The organism is Oceanobacter sp. ABM4_470, from assembly GCF_056158645.1.
The window spans coordinates 1137006-1153478 of the sequence record NZ_JBSWTR010000001.1; the positions used below are offsets into that span (position 1 = coordinate 1137006).

Sequence of the window (16473 nt, forward strand, 5' to 3'; positions counted from 1 at the left end):
CCCCTTTATTCACCCTTCGACTGGCGCTGCAATGCACGCTTGGTCAGCGCCGTAGCCTCGGCGCTGAGCGGATCTTCCGGCCATGGGTGTTTGGGATAGCGGCCGCGCATTTCTTTTCTTACGTCAACGTAGCCATGCTGCCAGAAATGGGGCAGGTCACGAGTTACCTGCAAGGGTTTACGACCCGGTGACAGCAGGTGAATCAGCAGTTGCAGTTGGCCGTTCAGAATGGCGGGCTGGGTCGGTTCGCCAAACATTTCCTGTAATTTCACCGGCAATACCGGTGGGTTTTCTGAATAGTCCAACCGAATCCGTGAGCCGGATGGCACTTGCCAGTGGGTGGGCGCGAGGTTTTCCAGCGCTTGTTGCTGTGGCCAGCTGAGGGTGCTTTTCAGCAGTTGCAGCATGTCCAGTTGGCGTAATTGCTTTTCGTTGCGGCAGTCGCTCAGGTAGGGCAACAACCAGTCTTCGACGTTGGCCAACAGACCGTCGTCGCTGACGTCGGGCCAGGGTTCGCCGTCCGGGCTGCTGATACCGCTGTTGGCGACCAGTTCTATGCGCTGGCGCAGGGTGTGGCAGTCGTCGGTCCAATTCAGTTGCTGTAAACGCTGTCTGGATTTACTGCCACGGCTGAAATAATCCAGCCAGGCCGATTGCCAGTCTTCCGAGCTGAGGTTGGTCATGGGTTGGCGTTGCCAAATCAACTGACCGATACGCTGCTGCTGTTCTGCCAATAGCGAGCCATTGGCTTGCCACTCGACAACGACGCTGCGATTCAATTGTTGGGGGAATTGCGATAGCCAACGCTCAATTTCGTTCTGGCTGATGGCGATGGCGGCACGAATCCACTCGCCTTGCACGTCGATGGCGACCAGCCAGTCGGCGTTCATCAGATCGCTGTCTCGTTGCAGCTGCACACCGGTGCCACTGGTCAGCTGGTATTGGCCAGACGCACTGTCTTTCCCCGCAGAATGATTGCCGCGGCGTCGAGCCAGGCGATCTGGATAAGCCAGTAACGCCAGCATGGCGAGGGGATGGCCGTGCTCATCGGCGTTTGTGTCTTTTTCGCTTGTCTGCACAGTTGCCTTGCCCGCGCTCGACAGCCAGCGCTGGGCCAAAGGTTCGATACGCTGTTTCCACAGCGACTGCTGCTGCGCCCACTGCCAGCGGCGTTCCAGATCATCACTACGGGACTCTTTATGTGGCCATTCCTGCATCATGGCGGCCAGCAGTGCTGTTTGGCGGCGGCTATCGGACGTTGTGTGGGCCAGTGCCGCCGCCCAACGTACGTCCATGCCAAGACGGGCGGCAAATTGGCCTATGGTCGTCAGCTGTTGCTGTCCATCGCTCAAGCCGAGGGACTGAAGCAGCTGTTTGGCACGGTTCAGCGAGGCGTGCGGAGGCGGTGTCAGCCACAAGAGTTCGTCGCTGCTGGCACCCCATTGCATCAGCTCCATTTGCAGTTGGCTGAGATCCGTCTGGGCGATTTCGGGCTCAATATGCTGAGCGCGCGTGTGGTGGGTGCTCTCTGGCCAAAGCCGGTAACAACGGCCCGGCTGTTGGCGTCCAGCACGGCCCATACGCTGTGTGGCGGACGCCTGCGAAATGTTCACCGTGTTCAGTTGGCTGAGGCCACTGGTCGGATGGTATTGCAGACGGCGTTCCAGTCCGGAGTCGATGACGCAGTTGACGCCGTTCAGCGTTAATGAGCTTTCGGCAATATTAGTCGCCAGCAACACTTTGCGTTGTCCGGCTGCAACGTCTGCCAGAGCGGCTTTTTGTTGTTGGTCAGTTAGCTGGCCGTGCAGAGGCAGGATCTGAATGTGGTCGGCTACAAGTGGCTGTAACTGGACGCCGCAACGCTGGATATCGGCGACGCCGGGCAAAAACACCAGAATATGGCCGTCTGCTGCGCTCAGGGCTTCGTCGACCACGCGGGCCAGCTGCTGAGGCAGCCGTTCGTCCGGGGAGCGGGCAGGGCGGTAATCCAGCTCGACCGGGAAGCCCCGGCCGGGACAATGAATCAAGGGGGCTTGCAGTTGTTCGCCAAGGCGGTCGGTGTCCAGCGTTGCCGACATAATCAGCAGCTTGAGATCGTCCCGCCACACCTGTTGGCATTGATGACACAGCGCCAGCGCCAAATCACTGTGCAGATGCCGTTCATGGAATTCATCAAAAATAATCAAACCGACGCCGTTCAGTTCCGGGTCGGATTGCAACATGCGGGTCAGCACCCCTTCAGTGACTACCAGCAGTCGTGTTTGGGTCGAGCTGCGGTTTTCCAGGCGGATACGATAGCCGACGGTCTCACCAACCTGCTCGCCCAGCTGGCTGGCCATGTAACGGGCAGCATTGCGGGCAGCCAACCGCCGCGGCTCCAGCATGATGATCTGTTGGCCGGCCAGCCATTCTGCTTGCAACAGCGCCAATGGAACCCGGGTGGTTTTGCCAGCGCCGGGCTCGGCGGTCAGTAACAGACTGTCATTATCTGCAAGGGCGGAAACAATATCCGGGATCAGAGGGTCAACCGGAAAGGCTGGCGTGGAGTGAGACGGTTCAGAATTCATGCAAGTTCGAGCAGCGTGTTGTGAAGGTTTGGGCCGGGGTCGGTTCGGTGGTAAACCCCACCTGATGTTTCCCACCATACCGGAAAACGCCTGCACTCGCTTGTTTGGGCCTGTCTGTTGCTGGCTCTTTTTGCGCTGGGTGGCTTAAACTGATTGGGTCATACGAGGTAACTGATATGTCTGATAAAAATGTGGTCGATTTTGCAACGGCCGGTGCCAGGCACAAACACGAACGGATGCATCGGGACAAGGAAGAGAAAGTCGAGTCACTGCGCGAGCGTTTTGAGCAGGCGCTGCCAGACAAGAAAACGCCGGTGAAAGATTATTTGCGTAAAAAGCGCGCCAAAAAGAAGCGTTAAGGAATCAGCTTGAGTAACGAAGTATCTGCCCCGGCCGTTGAGGAGCTTGGGCGGCCCACACTGCAGCGTATTCATCACGCGGCCATTATTTGCTCTGACTACGCCGTGTCGAAGCACTTTTACAATACGGTGCTGGGGCTGGACATTCTGGCAGAGAATTACCGCGCAGAGCGGGATTCCTGGAAGCTGGATCTGGCGCTGCCAGACGGTGGTCAGGTGGAGCTGTTTTCATTCAATGGCGCACCAGCACGGCCCAGCTATCCGGAAGCTCAGGGCCTGCGTCATCTGGCCTTTGAGGTAGAGCAGTTGGACGAATGGGTTGCCTGGCTGGAAGCACATTCCATTGCAGTAGAAGCCATTCGTACCGATGAATTTACCGGTAAGCGTTTTACCTTTTTTGCCGACCCGGACGCTTTGCCGCTGGAGCTGTACGAGCGTTGAGTCGTTATGGCGACGCCCAGTGCCAGACAGCGGCGCTCGGGTTTGTTAAAGTCGCGGCGTTTTTCAATCAGCGGGCGTAGGCAACCCCGTAACGGTTTGGTTAGAAGTGGAGCTCAACTTGAGTCAGGAATCATCGGTCGACGTCACCATTCAACATCACCTGGATACCAAGGGGCTGTTTTGCCCGGAACCCGTGATGATGCTGCACAATGTTATCAACGACGCAGCATTGGGTGATTGTGTTGAAGTGTTGGCGACCGACCCGTCAACGCAACGCGATTTTTTGCGCTTTTGCAGTTTTCTAGGTCAGGAGATGCTGGTTTCCGAAGAGGTTGATGGCATCTATCGCTTTGTGATTCGTAAGGCGTCTGAAGAAGACTGATCTGGTTTTCTTTAAGAGGTCGGATCGGGTACAAATCGGCAAACACCAAAGACGGGCAGCCCTAAAGGAGCTACCCGTTTTTTGTTTTTGTTTTTGTTTTCGTTTTTCTTTTCTGTAGCTTAGTCTGCTGCAACCGGATTCAACCGAACCAACTTGCCTTCGTCTTCGTCAGTCACCAGATAGAGCAAACCATCCGGTCCGGTGGTGACGTCCCGAATGCGTTCTTGCAATTGCGGCAGGTCGAGGCGTTCCTCACGAATATCCCCTTTTCCTGTGGCCACGCCTGAAGATATGTCCGAAGAGACACCCTTGAGCAGCGCCAGTTGCTGGAATTTCAGCGAGCCAATCGCCAGTGTGTCGGTCCATTGAGGGTATTGCTGGCTATCGACCCAGGCCATGCCGGAAGGCGCAATGGAAGGCACCCAATAATGCAGCGGCTGCTCCATGCCCGCTTTTTCAGTGCCTTCGCCGATGCTGCCGCCAATGTACTCCTTGCCATAGGTAATGACTGGCCAGCCGTAGTTGTGGCCCGGCTCAACCCGGTTTAACTCGTCGCCGCCCCGAGGGCCGTGTTCATGCACCAGCAAGTCGCCGGTTTCAGGGTCCAGTAACGCGCCTTGCGGGTTGCGATGGCCCAGACTCCAGATTTCTGGCAGGGCGCCTTTGGTGTTCACGAAGGGGTTGTCGGCCGGGATGCTGCCGTCGAGATTAATACGAACGACCTTGCCGTGATGGTTGTCCAGCGTTTGGGCGTCGTCTCGCTGGGAATAGCGTTCACCCAGGGTGATAAACAGATGACCTTGCTGGTCGAACACCAGTCGGGAGCCAAAGTGCGAGCGTGACGGGTACTTGGGCTGCTGGCTGAAGATGCGTTGCTGATCCTGAAGCTGGTAGTCCGCCCCTTGTTTAACCAGCCGCGCGCGCATCACTGCGGTGGAGTTACTGCCTCGCGGTGACGGTTCGGAATAGCTGAAATACACCCAGCCCTGATGCTCGGCAACGTCCAGCAGGCCGCCCTGGCCGCTGCTCCAGATTTCTGGCAACCCTCGCACCGGCGCACTGATGCGCACAGGCGTCAGTGACGCCCCGGCGGGGTTGACGTATTCCAGCACTCGCAAACTGCCGGACCGTTCGGTAATCAGCGCTTTGCCATCGCTGGTGAAAGCTATGGCCCAAGGGTGGTCGAGGTTGTCGACCAGCAGCTGAGGTTCAACCTGTTGGCCTGCCGCCGAGACCGGGCGCTGTCGTTCATTAACCAGATTGGGGTCAGCGAATACCAGTGGGCTTATCAATGTGGATGCGAGTGCGGATGTCAGAGCCGCAGCCAGCGTTAGCGCCGGTCGGGTGATTCGGAAGCAGTGCATGGGACGTCCTGTGAGCAAGGTAGAGATGTTGATCTGACATTGCTTGACGATAAACGTTCGTATTTTGGGGCGTGAGTCGGAAGCGAGCGGGGAGGGTTGTATTGGCTAGTGTGCTTGGGCAAACCCCACCCCGACAAGCTCAGTGTCTTGCCGGGGCAGGTGATTTGAAGCAGGAGATCTGGATCAGATCAAAGAAGCAGCCAGTGCCGCAACAAAGCGACCTTGTTGCTCGGTGCTGGCGCTCACGGTGAGGAAGTTGGCAACCAGTTCGGCGCGTTCGCGGGTGCGACCAACGCCTTGACCCATGCCGTTGGCCAAACGCTGAACCTGAAGCTCCATACGACGGCCCTGATCGGCAGCCGGACATTCCTGTTCGGCCAGAATTTCCATGCGAATACACAGATCACGAGCTTGCTCGGATTCCGCGGCCATGGTGTTGCGGTTGTCCCAACGTTGCTCGAAATCAGCAGCGGCGTAGTCGCCCGGCAGTTTGTCAGCGGCTTGCCACAAGGCTTCGTCGTCAGTCTGAATAGCGGTCAGGCGATCCAGCAGCCCCTGCCAGCGTTGGCGGTCGGCGGCGGCAGCTTTGTCGGATTCGCGCTGTTGCAAGGCCTGGCCAACATCGTTCAGGGCCTTGCGCAAACGCTGGTGGGCGCCACGTGGCAGTTCGATGGCAGCAAAATCGCTTTCAATCTGTTGCAGGCTGGTGCGGGCGTCGGCGCTGTTGGCGTTATTTTCAGCAACGTCTTCCAGCAGTGCCTGAGCTTGCTGAACCAGTGCTTCGGCTTCGGCAACCTGACCGTCGATTTCGGTGCGACGCTCAGCGCGTTGCTCGTCCAGACGGTTGAAGATGGCGTCGCACTGGCTGCGGAATTCGCGCCACAGCTTCTGATCCGGGCCGCGTGGGGTGGTGCCCACTTGCTTCCACTGCTGTTGCAGGGATTTCACCTTGTCGACCACGCCGGTCAGGTCTTCCAGGTTGGCCAGCTCGGCGGCTTGTTCAACCAGTTCGGACTTGATGGCAAGGTTGTTGTCGTATTCGGCTTTCAGGTGATCGTAAATACGGTCACACACGTCACGGAAACGCGCCTGGGTGTCTTTATGGGCAGACCGTTCAACCGGGGAATAGCCACGGAAGGTTTCGCGGGCGGCTTCGAGGGTTTTCTGAACCACTTTCCAGTCGGCGTTTTGCCAGTCCATGCCCGCTTCGTATTGGCTCAGCTCGTCAATCAGCTGATTACGCAGGGCAATGTTTTGCTCGCGGCGCTGGGCGGCGTTGGCAAACCACTCACGGCATGGCTCAAAGGCTTTATCGCCAGCGGCCTGGAAGCGTTCCCACAGTTCCTTGTCTGGCGTTGAGGAGTTGAGTGTCTTCCACTCATCCTGCAAAGCCTGAATCTCGTTGGAAAGGGTTTCCGGGTCGATGTCCGCGCCAATCAACGCTTCCATGGCATCGCAGAGGGATTCTTTCTTCGGCGTCGTGGCAAAGCCCTGCCAGTCGCGCATTTCGTTGATACGGGCGTTCAACGACTTGATGCGGTGCTGGAAGCGTTGCGCCGATTTGTTGTCTATCTGGCGAATGCTGCCAGTGGCTTGGCCAAAGGCTTTGCTGGCTTCTTTCAGGTGTCCATCGTCGAGGTAGCTTTCGACCTTGGCCAACTGCTTTTCAATGGTATCGATGCGGGACGCCTGATGGCTTTCCAGGTTTTGCAGTTGGGCAGACGCCAGCTGGTATTTGCCATTAATGGCCGCCAACCAGGACGGTTGTTCGACATCGGCAGGCCATTTGAACGCCGCCAGCCAGTCCTTGCCACCACGGATAACTTGTTGCAGGCCGCGCATATCGGCTGGCAGGTCTTTCTCCAGCCAGTGCTGTAAGGCTTCCTGATTCCCGGCGTAGTGGCTGAGGGTGTTTTGCAGTGCCAGACCCTGTTGCAAGGTGTTTTCAAACTGACGCAAGGCATCGGCGGATGGCTTGTGGTCGTTGAGACTGGCGCGCCATGGCTGGTCAATGCTGCTCAGCTGTTCGCCAAGGGCTGCTGGGTCCATGGCAGGCGCGGCGGCAACCAGCTCGGTCAACTGGTTCAGCAGTGTGGCTTGGTGTTGCTCGGCTTCTGCGGCTTGCTGACGGGCAGCGGCCAGACGTTGTTCTTCCGCTTCGTGGCCTTGCAGGGTGGCTTTGGCTTGTTCAATTTGCTGGTCCAGCTCGGCACGCTGCTGCTCTGACATCACGTCGGCAAATTCTTCGCGTTGTTTACCCAGCACCTGCAAGCGACCGTTGAATTCAGGGCCGTAGCCAACGCGATTCAGGTAAGCGGCTTGCTCCAGAATGGTCTGGATGCGCGCTTGTTGCTCGGCTTTGGCTTCGTCGGCAGCCTTGGCTTCGGCCAGACGTTCCTTGCACAGGCGATAGACAGTTTTGTCTTTACCCTGGGCATGGCCCATCAGCTGTTCCAGCAAAGTGAATTCGGTGATGCCTTCAGCGGCAACCAGTCGAACCCGAGCAACCGGATGGCTGCGGGCAATGGTCAGGCGTTCTTGCTGATCTGTGATTGCCGAAATGGCCGTCAGACGAACCTGATCGTCTTTGGTCAAACCGGCAATGCGCACCAATCGGCTGCTGTCGCTGATGCTGCTGACGTCGTTGTCAGCGGGCAGCAAGCTGGCCAGCCAATGGCTGCGGGCGGCTTCTCGTACGTCTTCCTTGCTGTGGGACAGCAATTTTTCGAGTACGGCTTCGTCCGTCAATCGAACGACCGCAACGGCACGCAGTTCGGCAGTGGGTTCTACATTCAGAAACTCGGGGATTTGCTCGAGAGGCAGTTCGGCAAGGGCCTGCTTGCGGACTGCCGGGTCGTCATGCTGCCATTTTGGCTTGCCTGGCTTCAGAAACTTCGCGAATAAAGACATCGAGCTGATCCATCCAACTTGTCGCAACAAAAAAATCGCAGCCATTGTACAGGCCGTGGGCGTTTAGGGAAGTATGTAGAATGATTCTCGCTAGCCCGACAAATTCCTGATTTTACGGCACATTCTATGGTGCGGGGGCCGCGCCGGGGCGCTGAAACTGGTACTATCGCCGCCATTGAAGTGATCCGTAACGCGCAGGAGTCTTGTGTGAGCAGCATCGTCTGGTATGACTATGAAACCTTTGGAACCAGCCCGGCCTGGGACAGACCGGCCCAGTTTGCGGGCATTCGTACCGATGAAGACCTCAACGAAATCGAAGCGCCAGTCGAGATTTTCTGCAAGCAAAGCGATGACTACCTGCCACACCCTCAGGCGGTACTGACCACCGGTATTACACCGCAAGACTGTCAGCAACGGGGCATCGCCGAAGTCGACTTTATTCGCCAGATTAACAAGGTGTTTTCAGTGCCGGGCACCTGTGCCGCCGGTTACAACAGCATTCGTTTTGACGACGAATTCACTCGCTACACCCTTTATCGTAACTTCTTCGATCCTTATGCCCGCGAATGGCAGGGTGGTAATTCGCGCTGGGATTTGCTGGACATTGTGCGCTGCGCCTATGCCCTGCGCCCGGACGGTATCGAGTGGCCAAAGCACGACGATGGCCGCATCAGCTTCAAGCTGGAACACCTGACCGCAGCCAACGGGCTGGATCATGGCAAGGCCCACGATGCCGTCTCTGACGTGCGGGCGACCATTGCACTGGCGCGTTTGATTCGTGACAAACAACCAAAATTATACTGTTATCTTTTCGATATGCGCCGTAAGCAGTCGGTGGCTGACATGATCGACGTGCAGCAGCATAAGCCGCTGGTGCATATTTCCGGCATGTTCCCGGTCGAGCAAGGCTGCATGGCGATTGTGGTGCCGCTGTGCTGGCACCCGAAAAACAAGAACAGCGTGATTGTTTATGACCTGCATGCCGATCCAACGCCACTGTTTGAACTGACGGCCGAGGAAATCCAACAGCGTGTGTTTACCCGCACCGACGAGCTGCCAGAAGGCGTTGAGCGGTTGCCATTAAAAGAGCTGCACATCAACAAGTCGCCTGTCGTTGCACCGGCAAAAACCCTGACACCGGATCAGGCCGAGCGTTGGAACCTGAGTGGCGATACCCTGCGCAAGCATCTGGGCATGATCAAAAACGGCCCTGACATCGACACCAAGCTGCATCAGGTATTCACTAGCCGCGAATTTGCGCCTGCTACCGATGTGGATGCCATGCTGTACGACGGCTTTTTCTCGCCAGCGGACAAAAACGCCATGAACGATTTGCACGGCATGTCGCCATGGGATCTGGTGGGTTGGTCGGGCAGTTTTCAGGACAAGCGCGGTGATGAAATGTTGTTTCGCTATCGCGCCCGTAACTTCCCGGACACCCTGGAAGCCGACGAGCGAGGCCGCTGGGAACAGTTCCGCCGTGACCGTTTGTTCCATACCGATCCGAACTGCCCGGCGCTGAACTTCGAGCAATTTGCCCGCGAACTGCAACGTGCTGCCGAGCAGGTGGCAAACGACGGCAACAAATTGCAATGGATTCACGACCTGCAACTGTACGCTGAATCCATTTACCCGTTTGATGAAGGCTGAGCGCGCTCATTCCTCACCTATACCTCTAACCCTGGGAAATTTCTGGAAGTCTTATGTCTGTAGATATGCTGCCTTGGCCGGTCACCTTGTTCTTTATGGTCTGGACGCTGGGATGTGCGCTGATTCTTAAGCGCAGTATTCGTATCTCCCGCGATGTGGATGGCTGGCTGACGAATGACAAACGGGGCAAGAACCTGGTCGAACAGGAAGGTTACGACCGCGCCTACCGACTGGTGAAAAACATCGGCGTGCCATTGGGCATTGTGGTGCCGCTGTTCTTTTTGGTCGCCGGTGTTGCCATGTGGGTGGTGATGGCGGACGCCAGCTCGACGGCGCATATGAATCCTTGAAGGTTCAGGCCAGAACACAACGCACAAACAACGGGCTCCTTTTCAGGGGCCCGTTTTTATTTGTGCGCGTTTTTTGGTTGGGGCACGGTTGGGCTACGGCTAAGAACTGGAGTTGGACCAGGACTCGCCAGTGTTTGGACTGAGATGGATCGGGAGAAAAAGGGGAGAGGGTCAAAGAGAACGTAAGAGTTATATTGTTGCAAAATGGTTGTGATAATCATTATCATTGGTGTAATGTTATTCTGTAACAATTGATAAAGGCTATCCCGCTATGAAAAAAGGCATTCACCCAGACTACGGCTACGTCGTGTTCCGCGATACCAGCTGCGGCCGCGAGTTTCGCATTCGCTCCACCTGCAAAAGCGACCAGACCACTGTTTGGGAAGACGGCAACACCTACCCACTGGTGAATCTGGACGTATCCAGTGCGTCGCACCCTGTTTACACCGGCAAGGAACGTCAGGTAACGGCCGAAGGCCGTATCGCGCGCTTTAACAAGCGTTTTGGTTCGTTGGGCAAAAAGTAATTGCACGCCGTGAGCGTTCACAGGGTGATCCTCACCCGCTTTTCCGGACACATTGCAGTTATCCATTTATCGCCTCGTACTCTAACGGACTCATGTATCCCAAGCCAGAGTGCAGGCGAGTTCTGTTGTAGAAACGATCAATATACTGTTTGAGCGCCGATTTTAACCCTGAGTATGTTTTCCAAATATTGCCGGTTAACTTTTCCGCTTTCAGGCTGTGAAAGAACGACTCCATAGCTCCGTTGTCAGTACACTTTCCCGGTCGGTTCATGCTCGCAATCATCCCTTTGCCCCCAAGCAGTTTTTGCACTGCCTCAGCGCCATACTCACTGCCACGGTCTGTATGAAAGATGATACCGGAACCATCACTCCCGCTGGCTTTTAACGCTCGTTTCAATACCTGACATGTGACCCTGGCGGTTCTTTCATGGCTCAGCTTCCAACTCAGGATACGACGAGAAAATCGATCCATGACCGTCGACAGGTAGAGCCACTTTTTGCCAACCTTCAAGTACGTCACATCTCCCACCCATTGCTGGTTCAATGCGGTTGGTTTACCTGCATCAATCAAGCGATTCGGATGCTTGCTGTAGTACTCTCTCGTGCCTTTTGGAGCTGGTTTGTAAACTCGTGAACAGCGTCCTCTCATTCCATACTGCTGCATTAATCTCGCCACTCGTTTCTCGCCAACCCGGATTCCCTCACGCCTTAGCTCCCTATGAACTCTGGGCGAACCATAGATGCCATCACTGCCTTCAAACACATGAGCGATGCGCTTCACCAGTTGTCGGTCTGACAGCTGTCGTACAGATTCCGAGGGCGTCAGCCACTGGTAGTAGGCACTGCGAGACACGTTTAGCCAACGACAAAGCCAGGCAATGCCAAAACGTTCCCCGTGATCGTTTATGAATCGGTATCGCTCTTCTCTTGTTCCGCGAGAAATCGTTGCCACTTTTTTACCAGATCGAGCTCCTTTTTCAGGCGCTCATTCTCTCGTTTGAGCTTGCGAAGCTCACTGGATTCCTGGGGGGTCGATGCCGCTTTCTTCGCTTTGCTCACGTTCGTCTTCACTACTCTTGATGGTTGCCGAGAGGGCTTCAGCTGACCTTCCCGATATTCTTTTCGCCATCGTGACAGCATGAACGGGTGTATGTCCAAACGCTCTGCAACTTGCTGCACTTGAACATCCTCTTCAAGACTCATCTCAACCGCCGAGCGTTTAAATTCAAGCGAATATTGCTTTGTCTTTTTCTGGTTTTTGTAAGCTGGCATAGAACACCTTTTCGTCGTTAAAAAGGTGTCCGGTAAAACGGGGGAAGATCAAGGGATTCGTTATGAAAGTTGTTAGCTCCATCAAAACCGCGAAAAATCGCCACCCGGACTGCCAGGTGGTCAAGCGCAAGGGCCGCTTGTATGTAATCTGCAAGAGCAACCCGCGCTTCAAGGCCCGACAGGGCGGATTGAAGAAGAAAGGTAAATAACCGGTTTAACCGAGTTGCCGAACATCTGGTAGACGCATGTTGCCACCATCAAAACGGGCTCCTTTTTAGGGGCCCGTTTTTGTTATTGGGGTAAGAGAAACGCTGTGCTTGATGCGCTGACAGGTTACGTGTTCTGGTTGAATATCCCGCACACCTCAAGAAGAGATAAACTCTTCACCACGGTTATCGGCAACCAAAACCCCTGACCCCAGGGGGTTTCGATACAGAAAAGGCGTTTATCCTGGGTTTGCAAACTTGCCATGTCGGCTCCTTTCTATTGATTGGCCCTTTATCCATGGGGCCTTCAGGGTGGTTGTCGGTTTTCTTAACCAAACCACTGATCAGGTGAATATGTGAACCAAATCAAATAATTCTGGATTTTTAACGACGTAATAATACCGATTTAATTTTGGTTTTATTGTCTGGATTTATGAAATCGAGAATGGAGTCACTATTTGCGGTTTGACTTGAAGAAGGCCTGAAACAAAAATCCCCATACGAAATTTTAAGGTGAGATTATGCGCGTTTCACAAAAATAATATTTTTGTGTTTTGCGTCATAAAAAGGAAAAACAGTGGCCGATATGGATGTCAAAATGAGAACCAGATCTATGAAAAACGCAGTCGTACCGGCTTCTGAATATTTTCAGGAGGTGGCGTAATGTCTGCCACTGTGGTGCCTGTCGCTCATCCTTCCTTGCTGGGGTTTCAGTTGGGCGAAGAGTTCTGGATCTTTGCGGCACAGGGTTTTCAGCCTTCAACGTTTCTATTGTTCAAGCGCCAGGGCTTTGCTGGTGACCCATCGATTTTCAGCTTTTCAACAGAACTGGACTGGTTGCTTGAAGAACTTGACGATGGTCAGGTTCTTGATCTCTATCGGCTCTCTGGCAGAGAAATAGAAACCCATTGGCTCTTTGGTTCCACACAGAATGACCTGCGTGAATTGATCATGTCCGGAGAGCTGCGCGCATTCAAGTTGGATGAGCAGACGGCGCGTCGTATGTCTAACCGGAACGATACTATTTTCAGCGATGCTACAGGATACGAAGCGACTGAAAGCTCACCCGTCAATGCGCTTAGAGCGCAACTCGCCGATAAGTTTGCAAAAGATCTGGAGGAGTTCTGGATCGGCAAAGACAAAGCCGACAAGCTGCATTGGGACAAGAACGCAATTCATCGTGAACTGGTCGAAGCCGTTGATAGTGGGGCAGAGGTTGTCGACTTTGCTTACGATACGATCGTCGGAATCCTTGATTTATTGATCTTTGCGATAGAAGTGACGGCCGAAGTGGTTGTGGCTCGTGCACAGGTCAAGATGCTCGCTCAACGTGCGTTTGCCAATTATCTCAAGGGCAATCAGGAAGCCGCTCGAAAAGACCTGGAAGCTATTGGCATCAAGGTCGATGGCTGGATGAAGAGTGCCGAAACAGTGGCTGCTAAAATTCAGCAGGGGCTGGATCTCTTCAATCTGATGATGAACGACCCGATGACCCGTCAGCTTCTGACCGACTACCTTGATGCTCGTTACGAAAGCCTTCCGTTCCGTGACAGTCGAACGGTTCCAACCCGATTGGTGCTAGAGGTGGGTGTTGAGGTGCTTCTGGCATTGGCCAGTGGTGGTGGTGGTACGTTAGCAAAGGTATCGGCCAAAGCAGGCAAGGCATTCTCTGCTGGTGCGGTAAAAGCTGCGAAACTTTCCCGAATCGGCCCTTTCACGCTCGAAATGATCGACCTTATGTGCGACATGGCGAGGTTGATGCGTAAGGCCGAGATGAAAGAGGTGGAAGCGCCAAAGCCAAAAGTGATTCCAAATGAGAACAAGCGGAAAGAAAGCCGAGATAAGGATGAGAATCCTGATCTGCCGCCAGTCATGCCTAAGCATCATGTTCAGTGCTTCAAGGCTGGTGATAAAATTCCATCTACTAAATATTCAGAATACGACCGGCAGTTGAGGGGCCAGCAAGACGGTATCAATGAAATGACGGTTGAGGAATACTTGGATGGACGGAAAAAGTATCAAGAGATGGGGCGGAAAGGGGGCTCTGCGCAGAGGAAAGCCAGAAAGGCTTATAGGAATGAACGGCAAGCTGTTATAGAGCAAGAATTAGAAGAAGAAGGTGTATTTGGTGATGAGGCTATTAAGATTGCTTCGGAAAGAGTGGCTGAAGAGATGTCTACTCTCGCTGCTTTGCATAACCCTGATATGATTGCTGGGGGGAAGGATGTTGTTACTGAAATGGGGGATATGTCTGTGAATAGTTCTATTGGGGCGCAATGGAATAATCCTAAAGGGGCTTCGCGCGTAGAGCTGTTAGATAAAGCTGCAGAGTCCGCTATGAAAAAGACAGGGCGAGATACAAAGATGAATGTTGATTTACACAGGTGCTAGCTAATGGATAAAGCGTTTGACAATTTTTACAACTATAAAGGGTTTGGTCCAAATAAAAATGTGGAAATCCCTTCTGAAGCTACGTGCCAGTTCTATTCGGGTATTCTGCCTGATCAATTAATTTCATACTGGAAGGAGTTCGGTTTTTCGAGCTGGGCAAATGGAATTTTCTGGACAGTAAATCCAAGTGACTATACAGAAGTTCTTAAAGCCTGGCTGGAAGGCACTGACTTTGCGGAAAAAGATGACTACTTTGTTGTTGCAAGAACGGCATTTGGAACACTGATGCTTTTTGGTATCGAAACTGGATATTCGTTAAAGATAGATCCGTTGTGGGGAATGTTTGCCCCAAGTGATCAGACAGAGAAAATGAAATCCAGAGGTGCAGATGCAATGACATCTTCTTTCTTTGCAGTGAAAAGTATTGAGGCTTGCGATCAAGAGGATGAGGATGACAAGCAACTCTTTGATCGTGCGGTAGCTAAGCTGGGGCCTATTCAATCAGATGAAATGTATGCTTTTGTACCTGCTTTGGCCTTGGGTGGATCTAACAACTTGAAAAACCTGAAAAAAGTTAAAACTATCGAGCATTTACTTTTTCTTGCAGAGCTTGGTGAAAAACGAATCCTTCGAGATGCAAGCAAGCCACTTGTTTGATAAGGAGGGTGTTCATAGTTCTGTGTCAGTCAATTTTCACAGATCCACGTACTCGTCGATCCGAGGGTGTTCATAGTTCTGTGTCAGTCAATTTTCACAGATCCACGTACTCGTCGATCCGGCCTTCAAAATGGATACTCAGCTGCGACAGCGTGAGGTTCCAGTTCTGCACTGGATGAGTCCATTTCTCGGAGGCCTTCAACATACCGGCGTAGAGCAGCTTCAACAAGGCATTCTCGTTGGCAAAGCCACCTTTGGTCTTGGTCAGTTTGCGGAACTGGCGGTGGACCGCCTCGACAGCATTGGTTGTATAGATCGCCTTTCTGACGTCCTCCGGGTATTTGAAGTAGGCTGACAGGTGCTCCCATTTGCTGCGCCAGGATTTGATCACCAGCGGATATTGCTGGCCCCACTTCGCTTCCAGATCGTCCAGTGCTTGCTCCGCAGCGTTCTGGGTGGCGGCTCGATAGACGCACTTCAAATCGACCATAAATGCCTTCTGATTCTTGCTGGCAACGTACTTCATCGAGTTGCGGATCTGGTGGATTATACACAGCTGAACTTCGGTTTTCGGGAAGATGGTGGCAATAGCCTCCGGGAAGCCGGTCAGTCCATCCACTGAAGCGATCAGGATGTCTTTGGCGCCGCGATTGTTCAGATCGGTGAGCACGTTGAGCCAGTAGCGAGCGCCTTCGCTTTCAGAGAGGTACAGGCCCAGCAGCTCTTTCTTTCCTTTGATATTGTTCTGGTTGAGTATTTCGGACTCCTCAAGAATGTAACCCCACACAAAAAAAGCAGGCCAACGCCTGCTTTTTCTAAAACTCTCCAAAACACATCAACCTAAGCCCAATCAATGCTCTGGCAGGTTGTGAAACAGCTGTTCGAGTAGTTTGTTCAGGCGCTGGATTTGCGGTTCGGTCATGCCTTTGAAGCTTTGTCGGAACAGGCCTTCTGTGGCGACTTTGATTTTCTCAATGGCCTCGCGGCCTTTATCGGTCAGGATCACTTCGGTGACTCGGCCGTCTTCCAGTTTCTGGCGGGTGTCGACCAGGCCGTCGTCTTTCATGCGGTAAACAATCTTGGTGATGGTTGGCAGTTTGGCCACCGCATGAATGGCAATTTCTGAAATGCTGGAGGTGCCTTCTTCCTTGAGGGTAAACAGGATGCGCCAGCGTGGAATATCGAGATTAATTTTCTTCAGTTCCTTTTCCATCGCCAGTGTGTAGCGACCATGAACCCTTGCCAACCAGTAGAACGGGAAGTCTTCCTTGTGGAAGTCGTCACTGGCGGGATTAAAGCGCTGACTGCGCGGCTTTCGGGTGGTGTTGGTCATTATTTTTCTCTACTGCTGGTGGTGGCAAATACGCTACAAATAAGTAATACGTGAAACGTCAATTT

At 53.8% G+C, this 16473-nt stretch carries 15 protein-coding genes and 1 pseudogene; 9 read left to right on the forward strand and 7 right to left on the reverse strand.

The window, feature by feature from the left end; translation table 11 throughout:
* Positions 1 to 5: 5 nt before the first annotated feature.
* Positions 6 to 2567, reverse strand: coding sequence for an ATP-dependent helicase HrpB (gene hrpB, locus ACXADJ_RS04945; protein ID WP_475063725.1), 2562 nt, complete (start codon positions 2565 to 2567; stop codon positions 6 to 8).
* 176 nt (positions 2568 to 2743) lie between these two features.
* Here hrpB and ACXADJ_RS04950 point away from each other — a divergent pair, with 176 nt between their 5' ends.
* The 3 genes from ACXADJ_RS04950 to tusA all read left to right on the forward strand — a co-directional run bounded on the left by ACXADJ_RS04950 (position 2744) and on the right by tusA (position 3749).
* Positions 2744 to 2926, forward strand: coding sequence for a hypothetical protein (locus tag ACXADJ_RS04950; protein WP_028294120.1), 183 nt, complete (start codon positions 2744 to 2746; stop codon positions 2924 to 2926).
* A gap of 9 nt (positions 2927 to 2935) precedes the next feature.
* Positions 2936 to 3367 carry an SMU1112c/YaeR family gloxylase I-like metalloprotein gene (gene gloA2 / locus ACXADJ_RS04955; RefSeq protein ID WP_475063731.1) on the forward strand — a complete coding sequence of 144 codons (432 nt, stop codon included), beginning with the start codon at positions 2936 to 2938 and terminating at the stop codon, positions 3365 to 3367.
* A 118-nt stretch (positions 3368 to 3485) separates the two neighbouring features.
* The gene (gene tusA, locus ACXADJ_RS04960) at positions 3486 to 3749 is read left to right on the forward strand and encodes a sulfurtransferase TusA (protein ID WP_475063733.1); all 264 of its coding nucleotides are present in this window, start codon (positions 3486 to 3488) and stop codon (positions 3747 to 3749) included.
* Between the two features lie 119 nt (positions 3750 to 3868).
* On the opposite strand, the gene ACXADJ_RS04965 is transcribed toward tusA, so the two are convergent.
* Positions 3869 to 5113, reverse strand: a complete 1245-nt coding sequence (locus tag ACXADJ_RS04965; RefSeq protein WP_475063735.1) for a PQQ-dependent sugar dehydrogenase — start codon at positions 5111 to 5113, stop codon at positions 3869 to 3871.
* Positions 5114 to 5296: 183 nt separating this feature from the next.
* Complete coding sequence (locus ACXADJ_RS04970; RefSeq protein ID WP_475063737.1) at positions 5297 to 8023, reverse strand: DUF349 domain-containing protein; 2727 nt, start codon at positions 8021 to 8023, stop codon at positions 5297 to 5299.
* 207 nt (positions 8024 to 8230) lie between these two features.
* Between ACXADJ_RS04970 and sbcB the strand changes: the two genes are divergently transcribed.
* The 3 genes from sbcB (at position 8231) to ACXADJ_RS04985 (ending at position 10549) form a co-directional block, all read left to right on the forward strand.
* Entirely contained in the window at positions 8231 to 9673 is a 1443-nt protein-coding gene (sbcB, locus tag ACXADJ_RS04975) for an exodeoxyribonuclease I (protein ID WP_475063741.1), read from the forward strand.
* A 53-nt stretch (positions 9674 to 9726) separates the two neighbouring features.
* Complete coding sequence (locus ACXADJ_RS04980) at positions 9727 to 10023, forward strand: hypothetical protein (RefSeq protein WP_475063743.1); 297 nt, start codon at positions 9727 to 9729, stop codon at positions 10021 to 10023.
* Between the two features lie 271 nt (positions 10024 to 10294).
* Complete coding sequence (locus ACXADJ_RS04985; protein ID WP_475063745.1) at positions 10295 to 10549, forward strand: type B 50S ribosomal protein L31; 255 nt, start codon at positions 10295 to 10297, stop codon at positions 10547 to 10549.
* A gap of 58 nt (positions 10550 to 10607) precedes the next feature.
* Here the strand turns inward: ACXADJ_RS04985 and ACXADJ_RS04990 are convergent, their stop codons facing one another.
* Together ACXADJ_RS04990 and ACXADJ_RS04995 are read right to left on the reverse strand one after the other, a co-directional pair.
* Entirely contained in the window at positions 10608 to 11501 is an 894-nt protein-coding gene (locus ACXADJ_RS04990; RefSeq protein ID WP_475063747.1) for an IS3 family transposase, read from the reverse strand.
* Positions 11453 to 11821, reverse strand: a complete 369-nt coding sequence (locus ACXADJ_RS04995) for a transposase (protein WP_475063749.1) — start codon at positions 11819 to 11821, stop codon at positions 11453 to 11455. The genes ACXADJ_RS04990 and ACXADJ_RS04995 overlap by 49 nt, the downstream gene beginning before the upstream one ends.
* 62 nt (positions 11822 to 11883) lie before the next feature.
* Here ACXADJ_RS04995 and ykgO point away from each other — a divergent pair, with 62 nt between their 5' ends.
* The 3 genes from ykgO (at position 11884) to ACXADJ_RS05010 (ending at position 15075) form a co-directional block, all read left to right on the forward strand.
* Positions 11884 to 12030: a type B 50S ribosomal protein L36 gene (gene ykgO, locus ACXADJ_RS05000; protein ID WP_028294112.1), complete on the forward strand. Its 147-nt coding sequence runs from the start codon at positions 11884 to 11886 to the stop codon at positions 12028 to 12030.
* A 660-nt stretch (positions 12031 to 12690) separates the two neighbouring features.
* The gene (locus ACXADJ_RS05005) at positions 12691 to 14418 is read left to right on the forward strand and encodes a polymorphic toxin type 15 domain-containing protein (protein WP_475063754.1); all 1728 of its coding nucleotides are present in this window, start codon (positions 12691 to 12693) and stop codon (positions 14416 to 14418) included.
* 3 nt (positions 14419 to 14421) lie between these two features.
* Positions 14422 to 15075 (forward strand): GAD-like domain-containing protein, encoded by a 654-nt coding sequence (locus ACXADJ_RS05010; protein WP_475063758.1) that lies wholly within the window; start codon positions 14422 to 14424, stop codon positions 15073 to 15075.
* 94 nt (positions 15076 to 15169) lie between these two features.
* Here the strand turns inward: ACXADJ_RS05010 and ACXADJ_RS05015 are convergent.
* Together ACXADJ_RS05015 and ACXADJ_RS05020 are read right to left on the reverse strand one after the other, a co-directional pair.
* Positions 15170 to 15817: pseudogene (locus tag ACXADJ_RS05015) on the reverse strand (IS256 family transposase); the annotation flags it as partial.
* A gap of 108 nt (positions 15818 to 15925) precedes the next feature.
* Positions 15926 to 16408, reverse strand: coding sequence for a MarR family winged helix-turn-helix transcriptional regulator (locus tag ACXADJ_RS05020; protein ID WP_028294109.1), 483 nt, complete (start codon positions 16406 to 16408; stop codon positions 15926 to 15928).
* Between the last annotated feature and the right edge of the window lie 65 nt (positions 16409 to 16473).

What these genes read in the sequence shown, in the direction of transcription:
- ACXADJ_RS04985 (WP_475063745.1), top strand. Translation starts at nt 10,295, where the DNA reads ATGAAAAAAGGCATTCACCCAGACTACGGCTACGTCGTGTTCCGCGAT.
- ACXADJ_RS04950 (WP_028294120.1), top strand. Translation starts at nt 2,744, where the DNA reads ATGTCTGATAAAAATGTGGTCGATTTTGCAACGGCCGGTGCCAGGCAC.
- ACXADJ_RS04965 (WP_475063735.1), bottom strand. Translation starts at nt 5,113, where the DNA reads ATGCACTGCTTCCGAATCACCCGACCGGCGCTAACGCTGGCTGCGGCT.
- ACXADJ_RS04995 (WP_475063749.1), bottom strand. Translation starts at nt 11,821, where the DNA reads ATGCCAGCTTACAAAAACCAGAAAAAGACAAAGCAATATTCGCTTGAA.
- ACXADJ_RS04980 (WP_475063743.1), top strand. Translation starts at nt 9,727, where the DNA reads ATGTCTGTAGATATGCTGCCTTGGCCGGTCACCTTGTTCTTTATGGTC.
- ACXADJ_RS05020 (WP_028294109.1), bottom strand. Translation starts at nt 16,408, where the DNA reads ATGACCAACACCACCCGAAAGCCGCGCAGTCAGCGCTTTAATCCCGCC.
- ACXADJ_RS05005 (WP_475063754.1), top strand. Translation starts at nt 12,691, where the DNA reads ATGTCTGCCACTGTGGTGCCTGTCGCTCATCCTTCCTTGCTGGGGTTT.
- hrpB (WP_475063725.1), bottom strand. Translation starts at nt 2,567, where the DNA reads ATGAATTCTGAACCGTCTCACTCCACGCCAGCCTTTCCGGTTGACCCT.
- ykgO (WP_028294112.1), top strand. Translation starts at nt 11,884, where the DNA reads ATGAAAGTTGTTAGCTCCATCAAAACCGCGAAAAATCGCCACCCGGAC.
- ACXADJ_RS05010 (WP_475063758.1), top strand. Translation starts at nt 14,422, where the DNA reads ATGGATAAAGCGTTTGACAATTTTTACAACTATAAAGGGTTTGGTCCA.
- ACXADJ_RS04970 (WP_475063737.1), bottom strand. Translation starts at nt 8,023, where the DNA reads ATGTCTTTATTCGCGAAGTTTCTGAAGCCAGGCAAGCCAAAATGGCAG.